Origin of the sequence: Flaviflexus ciconiae (assembly GCF_003971195.1) — a bacterium.
In the GTDB taxonomy this organism is placed as follows: domain Bacteria; phylum Actinomycetota; class Actinomycetes; order Actinomycetales; family Actinomycetaceae; genus Flaviflexus; species Flaviflexus ciconiae.
The window spans coordinates 2,627,291-2,648,759 of the sequence record NZ_CP034593.1; the positions used below are offsets into that span (position 1 = coordinate 2,627,291).

A 21,469-nucleotide genomic window follows, 5' to 3' on the forward strand; every position below is an offset into this window, starting at 1 on the left:
TTATGAAGTGTGTACACGTTACGAAAATCGGCAGTCTGAAAGATCCAGATCTCGAGGCTCGTGGTGCAGTCGGTGTCCTAGAAGTTGAAGAGCATCCCGTTGGCCCCCACGATGTGAAGATCAAGGTTGCCTACTGCTCGATCTGCGGATCTGATCCTCATCTTGCCGAAGGCATCTTCGGAACCGATGTGCCGATTCCCCTGGGTCACGAAGTTTCCGGCGTCATTGTGGAGCTGGGAGAAAAGGCCACCACCAAGGGCCTGAAGGTTGGTGACCGAGTTGCCGGCAACTTTGTTCACTTCTGCGGCACTTGCTACTACTGCCAGAACAAGCAGCAGCAGTTCTGTACCAACCTCGATGAATACAACCGTCCGGGTATGGCCGAGACAATCGTGTGGAACGAGGCCCAGGTCTACAAGCTTCCCGATAGTGTTTCACTGAAGGAAGGTTGCCTCCTGGAACCGGTCAGCGTTGCTGTTCGAGTTATGGATAAGGCGGAGCCGAAGATTGGCCAGCGCGTTGCCATTATCGGTGCTGGACCGATCGGTCTCCTCACGCTTCAGCTCATCAAGAAGATGGGTGCCACGACCCTCACTATGGTGGAGCCCATTGCTGACAGGCGGGCTCTGGCTGAAGAGTACGGAGCCGACCACACGATCGATCCCATTGCTCAGAGCCTTAACGAGGTCGCGATGGAGCTGACGAACGGTCTCGGCTACGACATCGTCATTGACTGCTCGGGTTCGGTTAAGGCAATTGAGCCACTGCCGGAGATCACGGCGAAGGGTGGCAAGCTCATCTTCGCTGCGATGTACCCCGGGGATTACGAGTTTCCGCTCAACATCTACCAGTACTGCTACGCCAACGAGCTGACCATTACCGGTCTGTTCGTTGCCCCCTACACCTACCCGCGAGCGGCTCAGATCCTCCCGACTCTGAACCTCGACGCATTCACCGGAGCGGTGTACGACATCGACGATGCTGTTGAAGCATTCGACGCCCACATGTCCGGAAAGTATCCCAAGGTTCTCATTCGCGGCAATGAGTTCGAGGGCGAGTGACTGGCTAAAGCCCAGGAATTAAGGAGATAAGAATGACAACTACAACTATTCGGCGTCCTGACGTATCGGTGGAGGAGCTCGAAGACCTGTCCTACGAACTCAAGGTCAAACTTCTCAAGCTCTGTGGTAGCTACTCCGGTTCGGTTCACATTGGTGGCGACCTCTCTGTCGCCGACATGTTTACCGCGCTGTTCCAGTACGGAATGAGAGTCGATCCTAGCGATATTGCAAACCCGGAGCGTGACCGCTTCGTCCTCAGCAAGGGGCATGCAGCAGTGGCAATGTACATTGCCATGTCGATCCGCGGGTTCTTTGACTATGACGAGATCGTCCGCACCTACGGTCAGCTCGACAGCGCCTACGGCATGCACCCCTGTAAGGTGCAGCTCCCCGGCGTAGAGGCCTCGACCGGCTCGCTCGGTCACGGCATGCCGATCGCTACCGGCATGGCACTGCACGGCAAGCAGGCCGGAGCCGACCACCGCGTCTTCACCATTGTTGGTGACGGCGAAACGGGTGAGGGAAGCATCTGGGAAGCTGCTCTCGCTGCTCGAAGCAATGAGCTCGGTAACCTTGTTGTCCTCGTGGACCGTAACCACCAGCTCATGACATCGATGTCAGAGGACCGTGTTGTTCTGGAACCATACGTTGAAAAATGGGCAGCGTTTGGCTGGAACGTCATGGAGATCGACGGTCACAACATGAGCGAACTCGTGGGTGCTATTGACGCACTGCCCCCGGCGGATTCCAACCGTCCGACTGCAATTATCTGTCATACCGTTAAGGGTAAGGGCGTTGATTTCATGGAAAAGAACATTGGCTGGCACGCGGGGTCGCTCAGCCAGGCGGACCTCGAGCGTGCGCTTGCCTCGCTGGCCGCGAGCAGGAAGGAAAGCTAAGAAAATGACTGAGACAATGAATTTCGACGAGATCATCTCGTCCCGTTCCGTAACCGGCCAGACTCTCAAGGAGCTTGGCGACCAGTACCCAAACCTGTGGGCAATCACCCCCGACATCGGTGCAACCCTTGTTGAGTTCCGGGAAGCTTTCCCCGACCGCTTCGTCGACGTAGGTCTTTCCGAGCAGGTCTCGGTCAGCCTTGCCTCTGGTCTTGCCTATGAAGGGAACATCGTGGTTGTTTCTGGCATGCTCCCATTCCTCTCCATGAGGGCCCTTGAGCAGGTCCGAAGCGATGTTTGTTACCCCAACCTTCCCGTTCGTATCATCGGTACACATGGCGGACTGCAGGGTAACGGCGGATCGACCCACTACGCTGTTGAAGACCTTGGACTCATGTCCTCGCTGGTCAACATGACGGTCGTGTCGATCTCCGACCCTAATATGGTGAACGAGGTGCTCAAGCAGTCGATGAGCTACCCCGGCCCCATGTACATCCGTACCGGCGTTGGTAAGAAGGACACCGTTGTCTACGACTTCGAGCAGCGCCAGATCCAGATCGGCAAGGCTATCGTTGCTCGGGAAGGGGAAGACATCACACTCTTCACTCACGGTGAGATGCTCGTCCAGTCCATCCAGGCTGCTCGCCAGCTGGAAAAGGAAGGCATCTCGGTTCGCGTCGTCGACATGTTCACGATTAAGCCGATTGATGTCGAAATGATCCGCCGTTGTGCAACCGAAACCGGTAAGTTCGTTGTCCTCGAAGACCACTTGAAGATGAGCGGTCTTGCCCAGGCAATCTCGAATGTCCTTGCCGATGAAGGTATTCACCTGAACTTCTTCAAGAGGCTTGGTATTCCTCAGGTCTACGCCGGATTCGGTGAAGACGAGGATCTTCGTAACAAGCATGGCTACGGCATGCAGGACACCCTTGTAGCGCTCCGCGAAGCCGCGGCCGCTCACTGACCCAGATCAATGGGGCGGAGGGGTGATGCAATGCTGGGACATTGCCTCACCCCTCTTCCATAGAAGGAAAAACTCATGAGTAATTTTGAAATGGCGTGCGGAATCAACGTCTACTGTTCGGGAGCTGACGATCCGGGACTGCCAGCGGCGATGAAGGATATGGGACGCCTTGGCTACACCCACATCGCATTCGGCCCTATGGATCCGGCTAGCACCGATATTGACGCATTGAGGACAATGATGTCCGATGCACGAATCCGACCGATCGTCATGGCTGGGCTTTCTCCCGAAACCGATGTGTCATCTGAAGACGAGAACGTTCGTAAGAACGGCCTCCAGCACCTCCGGGACACCATCGACTTCGCTGCGGCCTTGGGAGCTGACCAGTTGAACGGTGTCTCCTATGCGTTGCACGGCGATACGAGCAGCCCCTACAGCGATGAACGGTTCACAGCCTCGGCTGAAACTGTTGGGCAGGCTGCTGAATACGCGAAGTCCCTCGGCATTAAAATGACCTTCGAAGTTGTCAACCGCTATGAGACTGCAATGATCAATACTGCGGCTCAGGCTGTTGAGTACGTGAAGCGTTCAGGCTCCGACAACCTCTTCATCCACCTCGACACCTTCCATATGGGAATCGAAGAGGCTGACATGCCTGGTGCGATCAAGGGTGCTGTCAAGAATCTCGGCTATCTCGAGCTGGGGCAGTCTTCCCGAGCATCCCTCAACACCGGGTCGGTCGATATTCAGGCCGCCGTGAAGGCAGCAAATGAAGCAGGCTTCGACGGTCGGTACGGCTTCGAAGCATTTACTCGTCAGCTCCTGGACCCATCCGTTGGAAATGCGCTTGCTATCTGGCGCGAAACTTACCCGGATTCCAGCCAGATCGCGGCCGAGGCCATTGAGCTGGTCCGCGAAAATGTCATTGTTTAATTCTTACTAGTACTTAGGAATTTGAAATGAATGAAGAAATTAATCGTTTCTCGATGGACTACTTCAGACTCGAAGGCAGGGTCGCTATCGTCACCGGAGGTAACCAGGGTCTTGGAATGGCCTACGCCGCCGCGTTCGCGAAAGCTGGTGCTGATCTCTATATTCCGCACTTTGCCGAGAATGTGGACGAGATCAAGGCCATCGTTGAGGCAGAAGGCAGGAAGGTCGCCTTCCTTCAGGGTGACCTGGCTGATTCTGAATATGTCGATCGCGTTGTCGAAGACTGTATCGATACCTATGGTCGGATCGACATCCTCGTCAATAACGCGGGCATGAGCCGGTTTGGCGCTTTTGAAGAGTACAGGGACGAAGACTACCGTGCGTGCATGGAGCTGAACCTGAACGCCTGCTACTTCCTCGGTCGCAAGGTCGGGCTGAAGATGGCGGAACAGGGCAGTGGCAAGATTATTAACATTGCCTCCGCTCTTTCCTTCACCTCTGACAAGCACTGCCCGCCTTACACGATCGCAAAGCATGGGATTCTTGGCCTCACCAAGGTTCTAGCAAATGAGCTGGGATCTAAGAATGTTCAGGCTAACGCTCTTGCACCAGGTTTCCTCGCGACCGAGGTCAATGCGGAACTTAGAGCAGACGAGAAGTTCTACAACAAGATCACCGATCGGATCTCACTCGGTCGCTGGGGTCGACTTGACGACCTCATGGGCTCGGCCGTCTTCCTTGCGAGCCAGGCGTCCGACTATGTCAACGGCTGGACTCTCAACGTAGATGGCGGTTTCGCAGCCACCGTTTAAGAAATGACAGGGTGTTGGGCGGTCACCTCCGGACCGCCCAACACCCAACTTTTGCTTCATAGCTGGTACCGCTGTTCTTGGATCTAGCGAGTTACCTGGCCGTAGATGGCCGAGTCTGAGCAGTTGGTAATCAGTCTTTTCCACCCACTCAACAGAGGGCCACCTCTGAGGTAGAAAGAGATTCAGCCCGCTCCCAAGACGGGGCGGGCTGAACGATTGTCATAAGAATAGCAAACGCGAGTCCATTGGTGTGGCACCAGCCACCGAGCAACACATGGGAACGACGCGTTGACTCGTTACAGTCGCTCCGCTCATGGCTAATTCATGCAGGAAGTTGTGAGGGTCCGGGGCTACACTCGGTCGAGAACAATGACCGTATACATAGGGAGCAGAACCATGTCACTCAGCAATGCAATCCTTCGGGCCGTTCCCGGGGCATTTATCCTCAACTCGGGCCTGAACAAAATCGGAATGGATGACGAGACGGCCGAGAACCTGCAAAACATGGCAAAGGTTGGTGTTCCCGCAACGGGCAACATGACCCCCTCGCAGTTCGGTAAGTTCCTCAGCTACGGCGAGACTGCCGTTGGTGCCGCCCTGCTCCTGCCCTTCGTACCCACCCGTATTGCCGGTGCCGCACTCACCGTGTTCTCGGCTGGCCTGGTTGCCAACTACTTTGCGCTTCCCGGTATGACCCAGGAAGACGGTATCCGCCCCTCTGAGCAGGGCACCGCTCTTGCCAAGGACAGCTGGATCCTCGCTATTGGTGCCGCCCTGACCCTTCGCGGGAGCGGCAAGAAGAACAAGTAATTCTTGACTTTCTGGGTCGACCACCGCCATGTGTGATCACTCAGAAGTGGATGTGTTGAGGGGACTGCGGAATTATCCGTGGTCCCCTCAAAAGAATGTCAATGCTTACCTTCTCGAGTGTGGGCCCAATGCCAGTCTCACCGATTCCGTCTACTCGGAGTAAAGAATAACCTTGAGATTGTCGCCTGCCTTGGCGGCTTCGAACGCTTTATCTGCTTCATTCAATGGATAGGAGGCGGAGATCAGGGGAGGGAAAAGATCTGGATTGCTGGCAAGGAGATCGAGAGCTTCCTGGCAGTCCGCATTGTTATTTGCCGTTGAGCCGGTAACGACCAATTCCCGGTAGTGAATAAGATTGGCATCCAGTGGGATGTCGCCTTTGCCGGACGGGAGGCCCGCAAAGAAGTTAATGCGGGCGCCAACGGCGGCCGACCGGAGAGCGTCCGTGAAGACCTGAGCCACGGGTGTGGCCACAACGACGACGTCAGCTCCAGCACCATCGGTCATGTCCTTGACCTGCTCGGCAAGATCGTCCTCGCGGGGATTGATGGTTGCGTCGGCACCAAGCTCCTCGGCGATCTGCCTGCGATGCGGTGATGTTTGGGAAACAATGACTTTCCCGACTCCGCGCTGCTTGGCAACAAGAAGGGAAATGAGACCCATCGGCCCCGCCCCACATATCAGCACGGTGTCGTTCTCCGTGATGTTCAGCGGTCGGAAGCCACGGATAACAGCTGCGATGGGTTCGGTCAGTGCGGCAGTACCGAGATCAAGGTGTTCGGGGATCACAAGAACGTTGCCGTTCTTGATGGCAGGTGCTGGGACCAGCATCAGTTCCGAGAACGCTCCGTCGAAGGTGAGGCCAAAGGCTTCGTAGTTCTCGCACAGGTTCTGGAATCCGCGCTGACATGGTCGGCAGTGGCCACATGAAATATTGGGTGCGATCGCAACGGCTGTTCCCGGAGCGTACCTGTCGTCTCCCGACTTGTTCTCAGTAACAACGCCGATTGCTTCGTGTCCCGGCACGCGAACAGTTCCTGGCGGGAAGAAACGATGCTCACCGCGAGCAACCTTGAGGTCGGTTCCGCAGATGCCATTGGCGGCAATCCTTACGACAAGCTCTCCATCGCCAGCAGTTGGTTTTGGTTTCTCGACGAAACGAAGCACTCCATCACTCTGGTATTCGTACGCCAGCATTCTTTGCTCCCTGAAATCTGGCCTCCCTCGGCTCGGGAGGAGTTCCCTCCAGCAACACTACATGCCCACGTGAAAGGCCGCTTTCCCTTGAAAGCGCAATGGTTTGCTTTGTGAGCGAGAAGTTTGCTCACGCGAGTAAATCAAGACTTTTACCGACCTATTGAGCCCTATGTACCGTCCACGGGAGCATTCGGGGCGCACTCTAAGTGAGCACGCCCCGAAGAACGCATGGCACATGCATGCGGTTAGTAATGGCCCGGTGGATCGCTTGCCGGGAAGGACTGGCGTCCCGCCTCGTCCGCGATCTCGTCATCGTGTTCGTGTTGCTGGTCTTCGCTCAGAACGGGGGGAGGAGGAGCTTCGGTGATCTCCTCCGGGGAGAGGCCCGCAGCCTCTTTCGGTATGCGCTTGTCGTTCATGACTCCTCCTCGAGAAGTGCCTTGGACGCGTGGAGGTAGGCCCTAGTCGGGCGGAAGGGCGATGAAATATCGTCCCGAGAACCCAGCTGACCTGGGGAAACAATGGCCTGCGCCATATTCCTGACCCTACCTGAGTGGCCCGATGAACGGGAGAGGGAGTTCGGAGAGAGGGCGGCAGTTGGTGGAATTGGGCCGACTGCCCAGCTGTCTGGCTCTTGTTTTGAACTGCCTGTGAGTGTTTTATGGGGATATGTCGATGGAAGTCCTAGGCATAGGCAAGAGTCCAGTCCTCATGTTCGCAGTCCTCATCCGATTCCTTATCGAGACAGCGATGTTGGTCGTGCTTGCCATCGTCATGTGGAACGCGACCGAGGGGCCGTGGCAGTGGGTTGCCGTTATCGCCTCCCTGGTTGTTCTCGCGACCGTGTGGGGAACATTCCTCTCACCCAAAGCCCTCAAGCCACTGTCCTGGATTCCCGCTTTCATTCTTGAAGCCCTGATCTTTGGAACAGTGGCTGCAGGACTCGCGGCCATGGGCTACGGAATCATCGCTCTTATCGGCCTCGCCATCTGGCTTATCGACCTCATTGTGCTTGGCATGTTCGGGTGGCCTGTGAATAGAAAAAGAAGGGTTGCACACTCAGCGAAGAATTAGGCGGGGAATATGAGCATACTGTCTGTGCTCATTGGTGACCCGAGCGCCAGTCGGTGGTGACCCATGTGGAACGGCGACTTGGTACTAATCGAAACAGCGGGTTTAGTTTTCGGAATTCAGGAGTTCTTCGACCGTGTCAGCTAGCTCTTTAACGGGAAGTAGCCCGCTGAGTTCGAGGTCTGTCCCCTTTCGGAGCAGTGGCTCCACAGTTTCCGTGTAGTGGCGGATCTCGGCCTGCTGCTCCTCACTCTTTCCGTAAGGGTTGTCAGTTCTCTTCGCGATTCTCTCAAGCATTGTGTCGAGCGGTGCGGACAAGAGAATGACGTGGCTGAACCTGTCGTAGAACTTCCCCTGGTTCTCAACCGTGCCGGAAATGATTCGATCGCCAGGCCGGTCCAGCAAGTTGCTCATGCGTTCCTCGTCCCAGAGGGCGTTGTTGATGGCCCACCCATCCAGATCCGTGTCCACGGTCTCGTAGCCGCGACCGGCTAACTCGGCAAGGAGTGTGCTCTTGCCGGTGCCCGACATGCCGGTGATAAGAATGTTCGCCATAACCCCCACAGTAAAGGAGCAGGCGGTCACATGCTGTTAGCTGTTGGCATCCAAACCCGTGCCAAAAGATCGTTAAAAACTGGGCCACGTGACCCAAAAAGTAGGCCACGAGATCTCTAAGAAGTGGAGCAGGTCGGCGGTGATTGTGATCCTATGCTCGAGAAGTGACCGGGAATCGGACATGGGGGATACTGATCGAGGTACACCGTTTCTAATGAGCTGGAGCTGAGAGATGATTGGGCAACCGTGGCACACGATCGATGCGGTGGAACAGGATGTTCGCCTTGTCGTGTGCGACATGGACGGGACGCTACTCGATGAAGAGGGGAAGATTCCCGACAAGTTCTGGGATCTTCTGGATCACATGCATGACCGGGGAATCGTCTTCGCCCCTGCGAGCGGCAGGCAGTACGCCACGTTGAAGAAAATGTTCGGCCACGCCGACATGATTACCACCTACATTGCCGAGAACGGCACCCTTGTCGTTAACGAGGGGGAGGTAGTCTCGACCACCCCAATCGTTCGCGATGATTTCCTGCAGGCTCTCGACATCATCAGAGCCATTGACTACCGGGATGCTGGAGTTGTTGTTGGCGGGGTAAAGCATGCCTACGCGGAGCGAAAGGATGCTCCGTTCGTCGACAAGATCCACACCTACAATCGTGACCTCGTAATTGTCGATGACCTGGCAGAGGTTGATGACGAGTTCTTGAAGATGGCGGTGTTTGATTTCGATAAGGTCTCACCGCGCGTCGAGCAGGAGCTCAAGGCTCTTCCCTCGACGAGCCAGATTGTTATCTCGGGTGAATACTGGATCGATGTCATGTCGGCCGAGGGTAACAAGGGCAAGGCGGTGACCGACCTCCAGGAATACCTGGGTCTCACCGAGCGTCAAACCGTTGTCTTCGGTGACTACCTAAACGACCTTGAAATGCTCGACCGGGCACGACTGTCGTTCGCGATGGAGAACGCTCACCCGGACATCCGTAAGCGAGCCCGCTACCTGGCTCCGTCGAACTCTTCCCACGGTGTCCTCAGCGTCCTGTCGATGCTGCTCGACATGTAGGTGACTGAAGTCGCTAGGGCAATGGGAGAATAGCGTCCGCTCGTACGAATTACATCCTGCCCGGCTAATTGAAAGCCGACTGGGAGACCAGTTTCCCCCGCTCTCCCGTGACATTGCTGTGCTAAAAGCCGGTCCGAACGCCCCTACTTTCCGCAGATGAGGAAAGCGCGAGAAACCATCCGACACGCCTGGTTGAAACACGCCGCGTGCGTATTAGTCGCGACTGCGCGAACTCCTGTGCCGGACCTGTCGACAAGGCACCCCAAACAATGGTGAATGACCGTATTTCGCAGATTCCTGAAATTGTTTGTTCTCACAGTCTCGGCGGATTGTTCCTAGGCTTGAGTTGCTACTTTGCGCTACCACAGGAGGAACTATGAAGCTCGGTGCACGTAACCAGCTCAAGGGCGCCGTTGTCGCGATCGACAAGGGGGCCGTTAATTCCATCGTCAAGATCGAGGTCGCTCCCGGAGTTGTCCTCACCTCGTCGATCACCAATGCTTCCGTTGCGGAGCTCGGCCTTGCCGAGGGTTCCGAGGCATACGCGGTCGTCAAGGCCTCGAACGTTCTCGTAGGCATCGACGACTAAATGATGCGCTCCCTCATGGGAGCGCAGAGGGGTAGCTAACCCTGTCTCCTAACCGACGGGCACCGATTGGACCGAATCTGATTGGTGCCCGTCGCTGTGCCTGGAAGTGCACGTTCTCGATGGTCGGCAGGCGCAGGGCCGAGATTGTCCTTCCCAGTATCAACCCGCTAGGTGTCCCGTCCAGGATTGCCGACTTTGTCATTGGCCAGTCGCTGATCCGTAAGGCCCACGCCCTACCATGTGCACTCCACCTTATTTATGCGATAGCGGCCGTTGCCGCGACTCGCCGAACGCTACAAGGTGTCCCGTGCTATACCAGGCGTCTCCATGGTACTGTGGCGGCACGTTCCCGTACGGAACTCAGTATTCTCAGACGTTGTGCGGTGTACACAGCTCTTTTATTCATTCGGATATCAAGATGGTTGGTTGCTTCTCCCAGTCATGCCGAATTCACTTAATTCGGATATTTCGTTCACCTGCTGTTAGGGCCGGGTCGATAACTTTCTAGGGCACCAGCCGAGCCTTTTAACTCGGCTTTCATTTATTGATAAGGGAATGCAACGTGCGAAGAGCGCTAACATTTGCGACCTCGGCCCTACTGGCTGGGAGGCCACCGTCTCCGAGTCCGGCACGGTCGAGGTCACCGTTTCCGAGGCCGCCGAAACGGCGGAAGTTGCTATCGCAGTAACCGTTAACTACGGCGATGAGTCCTCGGATACTGCCACGGTCAACGTCGCTGTTACGGCAGCGGAAGAGCCGGAAGTGCCAGAGCAGCCAGAACTGCCCACCGGTAACTCATTCCTGCTGTCCAATGACTGGTCGGCCTCCGAGTACGGCATTGCCTTCGCGTTCGGTCGCGACGGTGATCAGCTGCTCGTTGGTGACTGGGATGGCGATAACGTCGACTCGCTCGGCGTACGCCGCGGAGCGACCGTGTACCTCAAGAACGAGCTGGCCGGCGGTAATGCTGACCTGTCGTTCAACTACGGACGAGCAAGCGACACCGCCCTCGCAGGTGACTGGGATGGTAACGGTAAGGACTCGATCGCGGTTCGCCGCGGGGACGAATTCCTCGTTAAGAACGAGCTGGCTGGCGGTAACGCTGACCTGTCGTTCAATTACGGGCGAGCAAGTGATGTTGCCTTTGCAGGCGACTTCGACGCTGACAGTATCGATACCTTCGGTGTTCACCGAGGCGACGAGTTCCTTATCAACAACGCTCTCGCAGGAGGCGCGGCTGACCTTGTTCTCACCTACGGTGAAGCAGGAGATGCTGTCCTTGTTGGTGACTGGAACGGAGACGGTGTAGGCACCCCCGGTGTCAACCGAATCATCCGGTAGCCTGAACACCTAGGGGAGGCGGGTCCGCAAGGGCCCGTCTCTTCCTTTACCTGAAATCTAGATCTCCTGGGGAAGATCCTTGTGAGGAATCACGGCAAACTCAATAGTCTCGTACGCGCCGTGCTCCCAGACCGCGGTGATCGCCTCGGAGGAGTTACCGCCGTGTGTAGCGTCTCCGGCGAGGTTTGGAGTTCAAGGCCGGTTTCCCGAGCGGGGCACTGCTGTTGTTTCTCGCACGATTAGCTCGGTTGGGACGAGGATGCCTCGTTCCTGAGATTCTAGATTGATGGACTTTAGACGCTGAATAGCTCGCTCGGCGGCAAACCTGGCCAATCGTTTCGTATCCTGTGCGACCGTCGTGAGATTAACATAAAAACGTTGCGACACTTCGGAGTTGTCGAACCCTACGACGGAGAGGTCTCGAGGGATCGAGAGGCCGGCGCGGATGCAGTAGTCGATGATGCCGAATGCACAACGGTCGTTAAAGCCGAGGATCGCAGTTGGGAGGTTGTCAGAGTTGATCAGTTCTTTAGCGAGGCGGGCGCCCCCTTCTTCAGAGCCATCTGCGGAGTAAACGATTGGTGTCATATCCCGGTCTTTGAGAGCCGAAACAAAAGCATGTTCACGGGTTGTGGCACCAGCATCGCCAGGGGAGTTTGCGAGCGCAATATTTTCGTGGCCAAGATCGACGAGGTGATCGATTACCCGGTGAATGCCGAAGGAGTCATCCGATGAAACCCAGTCGTAGGGAGCGTCGAGCTCTTGAGCTACTGAGATAACCGGGATGTCGCCAACAATCTCGTTGATCTCTTCTTTGGAGAGCCTCGTACCAAAAAGGATGATGGCGCCGCAGCGGTAAGAAACAAGTGAGGACAGTGCGGTTTTCTCGTCACGGACCGTGGATTTGGGGGAGAGAACCAGCCCGTAGTCCAAGCCATTAATTGCGCTGTAGATTTCGTCGAGAAGATGGTGGTGGAAAGGCTGAGATGTATGGAAGCTAATACCAATATCTAAAGATTTATGACTACGTAGCAGTCGGGCCCGTTCGTCAAGGACGTAGCCGATTTTCTTTGCGGCTTTCCGTACGCGTTCCCGAGTTTGTTCGGATGCTCCCGGAGCGTCCCGAAAGACAATGGATACCAGGGCTGGTGATACTCCGGCTTCCTCCGCGACGTCACGCATCGTGGGGCGCCGACCCCTGGTTTTACCTGTCATGGCATCAAGCCTAGTGGAAATTGGAAATTTAAGACTCACTCTTGCGCGGATGAAAATCAATCGCTATTCTGACTATATCGTTCAAGTAGAACGTTCTAGTCCAGCTCAGCGTTGAGAGGAAAGAACATTGGTAAACATTGCTGTTGTCGGTACCGGCAGGATCGGTACGCATCACATCGGCGCACTTGTCGACAGGGTTAAGGGTGCGACGGTGACGGCCCTGGTTGACACTGACATTGCGCGTGCCGAGGAGCTTGCTCGCACATACTCCATTGATTGCGTGGCGGCGAGCCTTGATGAGGCCTTCGAGAAGGCGGCTGCCGATGCTGTAGTTATTTCGAGCCCCGTCGTCACCCACCTTCCGCTTATCCGCACTGCCGCAGCGGCTGGCAAGGCGATCTTCACGGAGAAGCCGATTGGTAAAGATACTGCCGAGGCGCGGGAGGCCACAGAGGTTACCGCTCAGGCAGGTGTTGTTTTCCAGGTTGGTTTTAACCGCAGGTTCTCTGAGTCGTGGGCGGTCGCCCACGAGAACGTAAGTAAAGGCCTTGTTGGTGAGGTACAGCGCTACCATTCGATCACGCGTGATCCCGGGCCCTACGGCGGCAATCCTGCCACAACCCCGATCGGGACGATCTTCAAGGAGACCCTGATTCATGACTTTGACACAATCAACTGGTTCATGGGAGACAGCAGGCCGGTCTCTGTCTTTGCGAGCGCGGATGCTCTGATCCGCCCCGATGCGAAGAATGATGGCTTCCTCGATTCCGCAGTTGTTGTTATCAAGTACGACAATGGTGCGATTGCAACAGCTGAAGCTTCGTTTAGTGCCGCATACGGCTATGACCTCCGGGGCGAAGTTTTTGGTTCGGCTGGAATGGTACAGATGGGGGAGCCGACGAACACGGTTGCTCGTACATTCACGGATGGTGGCATGGTTGTCCCCACTGAGGGAACCGATACCTCCCGGTATCACGAGTCCTATGTTGCCGAGTTCGATACATTCTGCCGTCGCGTCATGGGTGAAGGCCTTCCGCACCCGTCCGGTGAGGATGGTGTCATGGCGCAAGCGATCGCCGAGGCCGCACAGCTTTCTACTTCCGAGTCCCGTCTTGTCCGAATTGAGGAGATCCTGTGAACACCCCATTTACACTCGCTGTATGCGCTGAAATGCAGTTCACCGAACTGCCCATCATCGAGCGCATCAAGAAGATCGGGAGCTACGGGGTAGCGGTCGAACTTTGGAACTGGACCGACCTTGATCTCCAGGCTCTTGCTGATACGGGAGTTCCGGTTGAGTCAATGACCGGGTACATCTCCGGTAATCTCACCGAGGATGATGGCATTGAAGCCTTCCTCAGCTCCGCTACGGAATCCGCTAAAGCGTCAAAGATTCTTGGTAGCCCCAGGCTAAACTTCCATGGCACCGGCCTCGGTGAGGGAGGTATTCCGGTCGATCCAGTTGAAACGGTTACGGGAAAGATGTGGGCGAAGGCCGCGCTTACCCTGGACCGGCTTGCGGGGATCGCCGAGGAACATGACGTGATCTTTGAGATGGAGAACTTGAACCTGGCTGTGGACCACCCGGGCACCCCCTTCTCTCATCCGTCTGACATTCTGAGCCTGCTTGAGGCTGTTGGTTCCGAGCGAATTAAGATCAATCTCGATCTTTACCACGCACAGATCGGCGATGGCAGCTTGATCGATACGTGCCAGCAGGCACTCCCTCATATTGGTGAAGTGCAGGTGGCGGACGTTCCAGGGCGCTGTGAGCCCGGCACCGGTGAGATCAACTACCGCTATCGACCTTCTTGCGGGCTTCAGTGATCTGCTCCGCAGTCAACCTCACGCCCTTGTCGTACTTGCCAGCGGCTTTCGCCAGTGCGATGCCTTCCATCTGGCGCTCCCGGATCACCGACCGCTCCAACTGCGCCACGGCTCCCAGGATCGTCAGCTTGTTCGGCGTCCGTCGATTGAACGTCGGGCGCGAGCTTTGCCCACTCTGATGGTTGAGGTAGCCATGTCTCAGCGGTAGGGGAGAATCCGAAGCCCGGCTTATCCGCTTCCCACGGAAGGGGGACCCGGCAGCCATCACGACCAGCCTCTTCCTTATTTGTCCGGAGGAAAGCCGGATCCTCACGCAACTCGTCCGGCACGGCCATGTGTTCTGGTAGAGACAACTCTTCGCCTTGGTAGATGTAGCACGACCCCGGCAGGGCGGACTGCAAAAGGTGAGCGGCGAGAGCCCGGCGCCTGCCGAGTTCGACCTCCGGCTGCTCCTCGAATGGCCGAATGCCGTTGGGACCCTTGCCGGTCTTGGAAAGGCCAAGGCGAGAGGTGGCTCGAACGACGTCGTGGTTTGAAAGAACCCACGTGGTTGGTGCGCCCACAGAATCCATAGCTGCAAGCGACTCCGCAATGACCTTTCGGTAGCTATCGGGTGCGAACTCAGCGGTAAGGAATTCGAAGTTAAAGCTCTGGCTCATCTCGTCGGGGCGGACGTATTTGGCGAGATCGTTAATGTCGTCAACCCAGGCTTCGGCAACGAGCATCCGCTCGGGTCCATACTCGTCCAGAACCTCGCGCCACTCGCGGTAAATATCGTGGACTCCGGGCCTATTCCACATCGGTGGGGGAGTGACGTCGTCGGGGACGTCGCTTCCACCGGAGACCATATCCCAGTGGAAATCCCAATCGGGAAGCCCGGCGTCCTTGACGAGTCCGTGAGCGACGTCGACCCGGAAGCCATCCGCACCACGATCGAGCCAGAAGCGCAGAATGTCCCGCACCTCCTCGTGGACCTTCGGGTTATTCCAGTTCAGATCGGGCTGTGAGGTGTCGAAGAGGTGGAGATACCACTGCTTGTCATTTTCCCAAGCGGACCCTACGGCGTCGGGGCGGTCGCACACCCGAGTCCACGCGATCCCGCCGAACACCGAAATCCAGTTGTTTGGCGGTTCGGATCCGTCCACGCCTTTGCCGTCCCGGAAAATGTAGAGATCGCGTTCGGGTGCGTCCGGCCCACCTTCGAGTGCGGCCTTGAACCATTCGTGGTCGTGCGAGGTGTGGTTGGGGACGAGATCGATGATGACCTTAAGTCCGAGATCGTGCGCGCGGTCGAACAGGGCGATGGCGTCGTCGTTCGTTCCGAACATGGGGTCAACGCGACGGTAGTCGGCCACGTCGTACCCGGCGTCGTGCTGCGGCGACAGGTAGAACGGTGAAAGCCAGACCGCATCGACTCCGAGGTCGCGCACGTGATCGAGCCGCGAGGTAATCCCGCGAAGGTCGCCGATTTTGCCGGAGCTCGAGGCGAATGAGCGCGGATAAATCTGATAGATCACCGCATCCTTCCACCAAACTGAGGGTTCGCTTCCTGCGTGTAACAACACGGGGGACACGGGTTTCCTTTCGAGGGTTGAAGTGCGGATTGGGTCTGTGACTACCTGCGCGGCGGGCAGGTAGATTCTCGCACGATGAGTTCGGACTCGAAACGCATCGCGCCAATACTTGTAGGGGAGCCCTTGATCATGGACAACAGGGTGGATACAGCCGCTTCGCACATGGCCTTCACCGGCTGCTTGAGCGTGGTCAACGGTGGGTTGGTGAAGCCGATAAGCGGTGAGTCGTCGAATCCGATCACCGACAGATCTGCGGGCACGGACATCCCCGCGGAGCGAGCGTAACGGATGGCGCCGAGTGCCATGATGTCGGAGGCACACACGATTGCGGTGCAACCTTGAGCCACGAGCTGAGCAGCAGCTGCGTGTCCGCCCTCAACCGTGTACAGCGTGTGCGCGGAGCGAGGTGGCTCGGATTGCACGACTTGCTCCATCACGCGTCGGAAAGCTTCCGTCTTTGCCTGCGCGGGCCAAAAACGAAGGGGGCCGGTCGCAAGTCCAATACGACGATGACCATGACCCACAAGGTAGCGTACGGCCTGACGAACGGCGGATTCGTCGTCGGTAGAAAAATCGGGGACCGAAAGCTCCGGATGCGCACCGTTCATAGTGATGTAGGGGACACCAAGCGCGGTGATGCGATGGTATCGCTCGATGTTTGCGGTGGAGTCCGCGTGCAGGCCCGATACGAACATGAGGCCGGACACCCGGCGTTCGAGCATGATGTCCACGAAAGTATCCTCCGTGGCACCACCCGCTACCTGCGTGCCAAAGAGTGGCGTGTAGCCTTGCATCGTCATGGCATTTTCGATGTGCTGCGCGAAGAGCGGGAAGATGGGGTTGATCAGTTCGGGGACGATTAACCCGATGAGCCCACCGCTGTGCTCGCGGAGCTTTTCGGGCCGCTCGTACCCGAGCAGGTCGAGTGCGGCTAAGACGGCTTGGCGCGTTTCAGGGGCAACGGAATTCTTTCCGTTGAGTACACGCGAGACGGTGGCTGTCGAGACGCCGGCCTGAGACGCTAGATCCGCGAGCCGTATTCGCTTAGCCATGGAGCTCCTTTGCTTACCCTTGTCTCGATACGTGCTGACACTAAGACATCAAGCTTACTGTGGCGGCATTGCCGTGAGTGAATTCTTATTTGTCAGATTTTCTGGGACACTTCACGCATTCTTTCCTCACAGGATACAACGTCCATGCAAAATTTTTTGTTGGTTTTTAGATTGATCTTGTTCTGTTTAGCGCGCGTTTTTCACGGTTTGGCACGGTTATGAATCACAAATCGGACACGATTTACGCGATTCTGTGAAAACGCTTGCAAGAATCGGTGAACACCCTATAATCGTGATTACGGCAATCGACCAAGAGCAGTGTCGCTCCATTTTGTGCGAACTCTCGCGTTAACTTGCCATCTATCACCTGCTCATGAGGAGAAAAACATGCGTCGAGGCATTGCGCTCGTAGCCGCTTCCGGCTTGGCCTTTGGTCTTGCAGCTTGCGGTTCGGATGACGACACGACCGAAGAAACAACCGGTACGGAGACCACCGATACCGAAACCACCGACGACGGCGGTACCGAAACCACCGACGACGGCGAAGCGCCTGCTGGCGGCGGCTCCATCACGGTGTGGGTTGACGACAACCGTCTCCCCGCTTTCGAAACAGCTGCAGAAATGTACAAGGACGCGACCGGCAACGATGTCGAGCTCGTCGTCAAGGAAAACGATCAGATGCGTTCTGAGTTCATGACCCAGGTGCCAACGGGCGAGGGTCCGGACGTCACCTTCGGTGCTCACGACTGGCTCGGCGAGTTCGTGACCAACGGCGTTGTTGCTCCGGTTGAGCTTGGAGACAAGGCAGGCGAGTTCAACGAGCTCGCTGTTACCGCCTTTACCTACGAAGGCACCAACTACGGCGTCCCATACGCCGTTGAGAACCTCGCAATCTTCCGCAACGCGGATCTCGTAGACTCCACCCCGGAGACCTTCGACGAAATGATTGCCATGGGCGAAGAAGCTGGTACGGAGTACCCGTTCCTCGTCCAGATTGGTGACGGCGGCGACCCGTACACCATGTACCCGTTCGAGTCCTCCTTCCACGGTCCTGTCTTTGAGACCGATGGGGATGGCAACTACACCGATGTTCTCAACATGGGCGGCGAAGAGGGCAACGCGTTCGCTCAGTGGCTGGCCGACAACGGCCAGAACGGCACCGGCGTTCTCGATACCGCTATCACCTACGACGTCGCAGTGGACGCTTTCAAGAACGGTCAGTCCCCGTACATCCTCGGTGGCCCGTGGATGATCGCTGACTTCGAAGGCATGAACATCGCAGTGGACCCAATCCCGTCCACCGGCGACAACCCCGCAGCTCCGTTCCTCGGTGTTCAGGGCGGCTTCATCTCCGCAACCTCGGAGAACAAGCTCCTCGCCACCGACTTCCTCGTGAACTACGTTGGTTCCGAAGAGGTTCAGACCGAGCTCTACGGCATTGGCCAGCGCCTCCCGGCACTGACCGTATCCGCCGACGCTGCTGCTGAAGATCCGCTCATGGCTGGCTTCCGCGCTGCTGGTGAGGAGGCACTCCCGATGCCGGCACTGCCTGAGATGGGCGCTGTGTGGGGCTTCTGGGGTAACACCGAAGCACAGATTATTTCTGGTCAGGGCGAACCGGTTGCTACCTGGGAGAAGATGATTTCGGATATCGAAACCGAAATGGCCAAGTAAGCACGATGGGTAACTAATCCATTGAAGGCGTGCCAGTCATAATGTGCCAAGAGGCCATGGCTGGCACGCCTCATCGTATCGGGGAGAACTGCAATGTCGCATATGACGATTCAGTCTGACGCTTCAAAGGAGCGCGCAGACAGAAGAAAAGATCGTCGCAAGCGCGATTCACAGGCCACAGCGTGGGGTCCGGGCTTCATTATCAAGCTCATCCTCATGGGTGCTGTCAATGCGCTCGGGATCTACATAATTTTCACCGCGTTCGGGGTTGGCTCGCTGACCCTCGGCATTGGAATGATTCTCCTGCTGATCGCGGTTAACTGGATCTACTTCTCACGGCGAACCCTCGCCTTGAAGTATCTGGCTCCGGGTCTGGTATTCCTACTCATCTTCCAGGCCTTCACAATTGTTTACACGGGCTACATCGCCTTTACTAACTACGGCCATCAGCACACTCTCGACAAGAGCGGCGCGATTAACTCGCTGCTTTTGCAGAATAACTCTAAGCGTGTTGAAGGCTCGCCGCAGTACCCCCTCGTGGTGGTCGAGCGTGATGGAAACATCGGATTCGCCATTATCGACCAGGAGGGCGCGCTCAAGGTTGGCGCCGACGAGGAGCCTTTCGCCGAGGTCGACGGCACCATCACTGACAACAGCATTACCGAGGTTGACGGCTGGGACATCTTGTCGTCGTCCGAAATGGGCCAGCGCCAGAGCGAGATCTTCGATCTTCGTGTTTTGCTTTCCGACGACGCCGAAGAGGGCGCGATTGGAACCCAGTCCGGAACGGTTGGTTATCAGTTTGTTTCGACGCTGTCTTACGACGACGCCTCAGACACCATGACCAACACCGAGACCGGCGAAGTTTACGCGGCGAACGACGAGACCGGCTTCTTTGAAAACGAAGATGGGGATCGTCTAGGTGTTGGATGGCGCGTGAATGTCGGTTTCGACAACTTCCGCGAGGGATTCTCTGACGATCGCTACGCGCAGCCGTTCTTGAAGGTTCTCATCTGGAACGTTCTGTTCGCATTATTCTCGGTGCTTACCACGTTCCTTTTGGGCATGTTCCTCGCGATCGTGATGAACGATGAACGCCTTAAGGGCCGACGTTTCTACCGAACGATCATGCTGTTGCCTTACGCGTTCCCTTCCTTCATGACCGCCTTCCTGTTTGCGGGCATGATGAACCGGAACTACGGCTTCTTCAACGAGATTATTGGAGCGGCCATCCCGTGGCTGACCGATCCCACGATGGCTAAGGTTTCTGTTCTCTTGGTGAACCTGTGGATGGGCTTCCCCTACATGTTCCTCATTGTGACGGGCGCTTTGCAGTCGATTCCGGGAGAGCTGACCCAAGCCGCCAAGATCGATGGCGCCTCCACGCTTCAAGTGTGGCGCAACGTTACGTTGCCGCAGCTGATGATTTCACTGACGCCGCTCCTCATCTCCTCCTTCGCCTTCAACTTCAACAACTTCAACTTGATCTACATGTTGAACCAGGGCGGACCTCGAATGAGCGACGCGTCAGTGCCGGTGGGACACACGGACATTTTGATTTCGATGGTCTACAAGATTGCGGGCTTGACCGGTGAGGCACTTCCAAACTACGGACTTGCCGCCGCCATGTCGCTCGTTATCTTCCTGATCGTGGGCTCCGTATCGCTCTACAGCTTTAGGAAGTCCAACTCGCTGGAAGGATTGAACTAATGTCTACTCCTAACCTTGGTCCAGGAATGGGACCCATCGATCCGGGCGACCAGCGCGACATGGATATCTACGAGGACGCTCCCGAGGCGAAGGCTTACGGGGCTACCACGACGACGGCCGACCCGGCGTCGTCGAAGACCCCGCAAACCGCGCGGACCGAAGCTGGCAAGCTTGCGTTGGCGCAGCAGAACAAGATGCCTGCCGGCAAATGGTTCCGCGAGCTTGGATTCCGCCATATCGTAGGTGTCATTGCGGTGCTGTACTCGGCGTTCCCGATCATTTACATTCTGTCGGCAGCGCTGAATCCGAACATCAAGACGACTCTGACCGGTGCGAACTCGATGTTTTCCGATGTGTCGGTGGAGAACTTCACCGAGCTCTCGGACACGATGTTTTGGACATGGCTTGGAAACACTCTGATCATTGGTGTCGCAACTGCGATCGGTACGGTGCTCATGGGTGCTGCATCCGCATATGCGTTCTCGCGTTACCGTTTCCAGGGACGTAAGATGACGCTGATGTCGCTGATGGTCATCCAGATGTTCCCGCAGCTTCTGACCTTCGTGGCGATCTTCCTTTTGCTCAATACATTGGGTGATGTCATCCCTGCCTTGGGTATTGATTCGAAGATTGCATTGATCGCGGTCTACTGGGGTGGCGCACTCGGTGCGAACACCTTCCTCATGTATGGCTTCTTCAACTCAATCCCGATCGAGTTGGATGAGGCGGCAAAGATCGACGGCGCATCGCACACGCAGATCTACTGGACGATCATCATGCCGCTGGTCATTCCGATTCTTGCGGTTGTTGGCTTGCTGTCCTTCATCTCGGCGTTCAACGACTTCATCTTGTCTCGTACCATCCTGACCTCTCAGGAGAACTGGACGTTGGCAGTCGGCATGAACCTGTGGGTTGGCGGCAACGAGAAGAACTGGGACTGGTTCGCGGCGGGTTCGATCATCGCAGCCCTACCGATCCTCCTGCTCTTCCTCTTCCTGCAGAAGTACATCGTCTCCGGCCTCACCGGAGGTGCGGTGAAGGGCTGATCGACCGAAATTGAAAGTGAACCGCCAGTCGAGATCGACTGGCGGTTCACTTTTGTCCCGGCAAGCTACCGGT

21 protein-coding genes and 1 pseudogene are annotated in these 21,469 nt (G+C 56.7%); 15 read left to right on the plus strand and 7 right to left on the minus strand.

Going from position 1 to position 21,469, the window contains the following annotated elements; all coding sequences use genetic code 11:
• Positions 1-2: 2 nt before the first annotated feature.
• The 6 genes from EJ997_RS11780 to EJ997_RS11805 all read left to right on the plus strand — a co-directional run bounded on the left by EJ997_RS11780 (position 3) and on the right by EJ997_RS11805 (position 5,479).
• Complete coding sequence (locus tag EJ997_RS11780) at positions 3-1,061, plus strand: alcohol dehydrogenase catalytic domain-containing protein (protein WP_126704717.1); 1,059 nt, start codon at positions 3-5, stop codon at positions 1,059-1,061.
• A gap of 32 nt (positions 1,062-1,093) precedes the next feature.
• A complete protein-coding gene (locus EJ997_RS11785) occupies positions 1,094-1,960 on the plus strand; it encodes a transketolase (protein WP_126704718.1) in 867 nt (288 codons plus the stop codon).
• Between the two features lie 4 nt (positions 1,961-1,964).
• Positions 1,965-2,924, plus strand: a complete 960-nt coding sequence (locus EJ997_RS11790; protein WP_126704719.1) for a transketolase family protein — start codon at positions 1,965-1,967, stop codon at positions 2,922-2,924.
• 75 nt (positions 2,925-2,999) lie between these two features.
• Positions 3,000-3,857, plus strand: a complete 858-nt coding sequence (locus EJ997_RS11795; protein ID WP_126704720.1) for a sugar phosphate isomerase/epimerase family protein — start codon at positions 3,000-3,002, stop codon at positions 3,855-3,857.
• Positions 3,858-3,883: 26 nt separating this feature from the next.
• Positions 3,884-4,669 carry an SDR family oxidoreductase gene (locus tag EJ997_RS11800; RefSeq protein WP_126704721.1) on the plus strand — a complete coding sequence of 262 codons (786 nt, stop codon included), beginning with the start codon at positions 3,884-3,886 and terminating at the stop codon, positions 4,667-4,669.
• A gap of 396 nt (positions 4,670-5,065) precedes the next feature.
• Positions 5,066-5,479 carry a DoxX family membrane protein gene (locus EJ997_RS11805; protein WP_126704722.1) on the plus strand — a complete coding sequence of 138 codons (414 nt, stop codon included), beginning with the start codon at positions 5,066-5,068 and terminating at the stop codon, positions 5,477-5,479.
• Positions 5,480-5,629: 150 nt separating this feature from the next.
• On the opposite strand, the gene EJ997_RS11810 is transcribed toward EJ997_RS11805, so the two are convergent.
• Together EJ997_RS11810 and EJ997_RS13010 are read right to left on the minus strand one after the other, a co-directional pair.
• Complete coding sequence (locus tag EJ997_RS11810) at positions 5,630-6,676, minus strand: zinc-binding dehydrogenase (RefSeq protein ID WP_126704723.1); 1,047 nt, start codon at positions 6,674-6,676, stop codon at positions 5,630-5,632.
• 245 nt (positions 6,677-6,921) lie between these two features.
• A complete protein-coding gene (locus tag EJ997_RS13010) occupies positions 6,922-7,095 on the minus strand; it encodes a hypothetical protein (protein ID WP_164719640.1) in 174 nt (57 codons plus the stop codon).
• 250 nt (positions 7,096-7,345) lie between these two features.
• Between EJ997_RS13010 and EJ997_RS11815 the strand changes: the two genes are divergently transcribed.
• Entirely contained in the window at positions 7,346-7,750 is a 405-nt protein-coding gene (locus tag EJ997_RS11815; protein ID WP_126704724.1) for a YrdB family protein, read from the plus strand.
• Between the two features lie 102 nt (positions 7,751-7,852).
• Here EJ997_RS11815 and EJ997_RS11820 read toward each other — a convergent pair whose 3' ends face one another.
• Positions 7,853-8,302 carry an AAA family ATPase gene (locus EJ997_RS11820; RefSeq protein WP_126704725.1) on the minus strand — a complete coding sequence of 150 codons (450 nt, stop codon included), beginning with the start codon at positions 8,300-8,302 and terminating at the stop codon, positions 7,853-7,855.
• Positions 8,303-8,567: 265 nt separating this feature from the next.
• Here EJ997_RS11820 and EJ997_RS11825 point away from each other — a divergent pair, with 265 nt between their 5' ends.
• The 3 genes from EJ997_RS11825 to EJ997_RS11835 all read left to right on the plus strand — a co-directional run bounded on the left by EJ997_RS11825 (position 8,568) and on the right by EJ997_RS11835 (position 11,298).
• Positions 8,568-9,368, plus strand: coding sequence for an HAD family hydrolase (locus tag EJ997_RS11825; protein ID WP_206501674.1), 801 nt, complete (start codon positions 8,568-8,570; stop codon positions 9,366-9,368).
• A 376-nt stretch (positions 9,369-9,744) separates the two neighbouring features.
• Positions 9,745-9,957 carry a TOBE domain-containing protein gene (locus EJ997_RS11830; protein ID WP_126704727.1) on the plus strand — a complete coding sequence of 71 codons (213 nt, stop codon included), beginning with the start codon at positions 9,745-9,747 and terminating at the stop codon, positions 9,955-9,957.
• Positions 9,958-10,512: 555 nt separating this feature from the next.
• Positions 10,513-11,298, plus strand: a complete 786-nt coding sequence (locus EJ997_RS11835) for a Rib/alpha-like domain-containing protein (protein ID WP_126704728.1) — start codon at positions 10,513-10,515, stop codon at positions 11,296-11,298.
• A 192-nt stretch (positions 11,299-11,490) separates the two neighbouring features.
• Here EJ997_RS11835 and EJ997_RS11840 read toward each other — a convergent pair whose 3' ends face one another.
• Positions 11,491-12,513 carry a LacI family DNA-binding transcriptional regulator gene (locus tag EJ997_RS11840; RefSeq protein ID WP_126704729.1) on the minus strand — a complete coding sequence of 341 codons (1,023 nt, stop codon included), beginning with the start codon at positions 12,511-12,513 and terminating at the stop codon, positions 11,491-11,493.
• A gap of 127 nt (positions 12,514-12,640) precedes the next feature.
• On the opposite strand from EJ997_RS11840, the gene EJ997_RS11845 reads away from it, so the two are divergent.
• Both EJ997_RS11845 and EJ997_RS11850 read left to right on the plus strand, forming a co-directional pair.
• The gene (locus EJ997_RS11845) at positions 12,641-13,651 is read left to right on the plus strand and encodes a Gfo/Idh/MocA family oxidoreductase (RefSeq protein WP_126704730.1); all 1,011 of its coding nucleotides are present in this window, start codon (positions 12,641-12,643) and stop codon (positions 13,649-13,651) included.
• Positions 13,648-14,340: a TIM barrel protein gene (locus EJ997_RS11850; protein WP_206501676.1), complete on the plus strand. Its 693-nt coding sequence runs from the start codon at positions 13,648-13,650 to the stop codon at positions 14,338-14,340. Before EJ997_RS11845 ends, EJ997_RS11850 begins: the two co-directional genes overlap by 4 nt.
• Here the strand turns inward: EJ997_RS11850 and EJ997_RS14170 are convergent.
• The 3 genes and pseudogenes from EJ997_RS14170 to EJ997_RS11860 form a co-directional block, all read right to left on the minus strand.
• Positions 14,303-14,605 carry a recombinase family protein gene (locus EJ997_RS14170; protein ID WP_228201644.1) on the minus strand — a complete coding sequence of 101 codons (303 nt, stop codon included), beginning with the start codon at positions 14,603-14,605 and terminating at the stop codon, positions 14,303-14,305. The two genes, EJ997_RS11850 and EJ997_RS14170, sit on opposite strands and share 38 nt — an antisense overlap.
• Positions 14,514-15,914 (minus strand): annotated as a pseudogene (locus EJ997_RS11855) (glycoside hydrolase family 13 protein); the annotation flags it as partial. The pseudogene EJ997_RS11855 and the gene EJ997_RS14170, both read right to left, overlap by 92 nt.
• Positions 15,915-15,955: 41 nt before the next feature.
• On the minus strand, positions 15,956-16,966 hold the full coding sequence (locus EJ997_RS11860; protein ID WP_126704731.1) for a LacI family DNA-binding transcriptional regulator: 1,011 nt from the start codon (positions 16,964-16,966) through the stop codon (positions 15,956-15,958).
• Positions 16,967-17,353: 387 nt separating this feature from the next.
• Here EJ997_RS11860 and EJ997_RS11865 point away from each other — a divergent pair, with 387 nt between their 5' ends.
• The 3 genes from EJ997_RS11865 to EJ997_RS11875 all read left to right on the plus strand — a co-directional run bounded on the left by EJ997_RS11865 (position 17,354) and on the right by EJ997_RS11875 (position 21,396).
• Positions 17,354-18,640, plus strand: coding sequence for a sugar ABC transporter substrate-binding protein (locus tag EJ997_RS11865; protein ID WP_126704732.1), 1,287 nt, complete (start codon positions 17,354-17,356; stop codon positions 18,638-18,640).
• A 102-nt stretch (positions 18,641-18,742) separates the two neighbouring features.
• Complete coding sequence (locus tag EJ997_RS11870; RefSeq protein WP_228201506.1) at positions 18,743-20,350, plus strand: ABC transporter permease subunit; 1,608 nt, start codon at positions 18,743-18,745, stop codon at positions 20,348-20,350.
• A 194-nt stretch (positions 20,351-20,544) separates the two neighbouring features.
• Positions 20,545-21,396 (plus strand): sugar ABC transporter permease, encoded by an 852-nt coding sequence (locus EJ997_RS11875; RefSeq protein WP_206501926.1) that lies wholly within the window; start codon positions 20,545-20,547, stop codon positions 21,394-21,396.
• Positions 21,397-21,469 lie beyond the last annotated feature (73 nt).

Bases quoted from the DNA above. Each gene is read 5' to 3' on its own strand.
- EJ997_RS11780 (WP_126704717.1), top strand. From the start codon at position 3: ATGAAGTGTGTACACGTTACGAAAATCGGCAGTCTGAAAGATCCAGAT.
- EJ997_RS11785 (WP_126704718.1), top strand. From the start codon at position 1,094: ATGACAACTACAACTATTCGGCGTCCTGACGTATCGGTGGAGGAGCTC.
- EJ997_RS11790 (WP_126704719.1), top strand. From the start codon at position 1,965: ATGACTGAGACAATGAATTTCGACGAGATCATCTCGTCCCGTTCCGTA.
- EJ997_RS11795 (WP_126704720.1), top strand. From the start codon at position 3,000: ATGAGTAATTTTGAAATGGCGTGCGGAATCAACGTCTACTGTTCGGGA.
- EJ997_RS11800 (WP_126704721.1), top strand. From the start codon at position 3,884: ATGAATGAAGAAATTAATCGTTTCTCGATGGACTACTTCAGACTCGAA.
- EJ997_RS11805 (WP_126704722.1), top strand. From the start codon at position 5,066: ATGTCACTCAGCAATGCAATCCTTCGGGCCGTTCCCGGGGCATTTATC.
- EJ997_RS11810 (WP_126704723.1), bottom strand. From the start codon at position 6,676: ATGCTGGCGTACGAATACCAGAGTGATGGAGTGCTTCGTTTCGTCGAG.
- EJ997_RS13010 (WP_164719640.1), bottom strand. From the start codon at position 7,095: ATGAACGACAAGCGCATACCGAAAGAGGCTGCGGGCCTCTCCCCGGAG.
- EJ997_RS11815 (WP_126704724.1), top strand. From the start codon at position 7,346: ATGTCGATGGAAGTCCTAGGCATAGGCAAGAGTCCAGTCCTCATGTTC.
- EJ997_RS11820 (WP_126704725.1), bottom strand. From the start codon at position 8,302: ATGGCGAACATTCTTATCACCGGCATGTCGGGCACCGGCAAGAGCACA.
- EJ997_RS11830 (WP_126704727.1), top strand. From the start codon at position 9,745: ATGAAGCTCGGTGCACGTAACCAGCTCAAGGGCGCCGTTGTCGCGATC.
- EJ997_RS11835 (WP_126704728.1), top strand. From the start codon at position 10,513: ATGCAACGTGCGAAGAGCGCTAACATTTGCGACCTCGGCCCTACTGGC.
- EJ997_RS11840 (WP_126704729.1), bottom strand. From the start codon at position 12,513: ATGACAGGTAAAACCAGGGGTCGGCGCCCCACGATGCGTGACGTCGCG.
- EJ997_RS14170 (WP_228201644.1), bottom strand. From the start codon at position 14,605: ATGGCTGCCGGGTCCCCCTTCCGTGGGAAGCGGATAAGCCGGGCTTCG.
- EJ997_RS11860 (WP_126704731.1), bottom strand. From the start codon at position 16,966: ATGGCTAAGCGAATACGGCTCGCGGATCTAGCGTCTCAGGCCGGCGTC.
- EJ997_RS11865 (WP_126704732.1), top strand. From the start codon at position 17,354: ATGCGTCGAGGCATTGCGCTCGTAGCCGCTTCCGGCTTGGCCTTTGGT.
- EJ997_RS11870 (WP_228201506.1), top strand. From the start codon at position 18,743: ATGACGATTCAGTCTGACGCTTCAAAGGAGCGCGCAGACAGAAGAAAA.
- EJ997_RS11875 (WP_206501926.1), top strand. From the start codon at position 20,545: ATGCCTGCCGGCAAATGGTTCCGCGAGCTTGGATTCCGCCATATCGTA.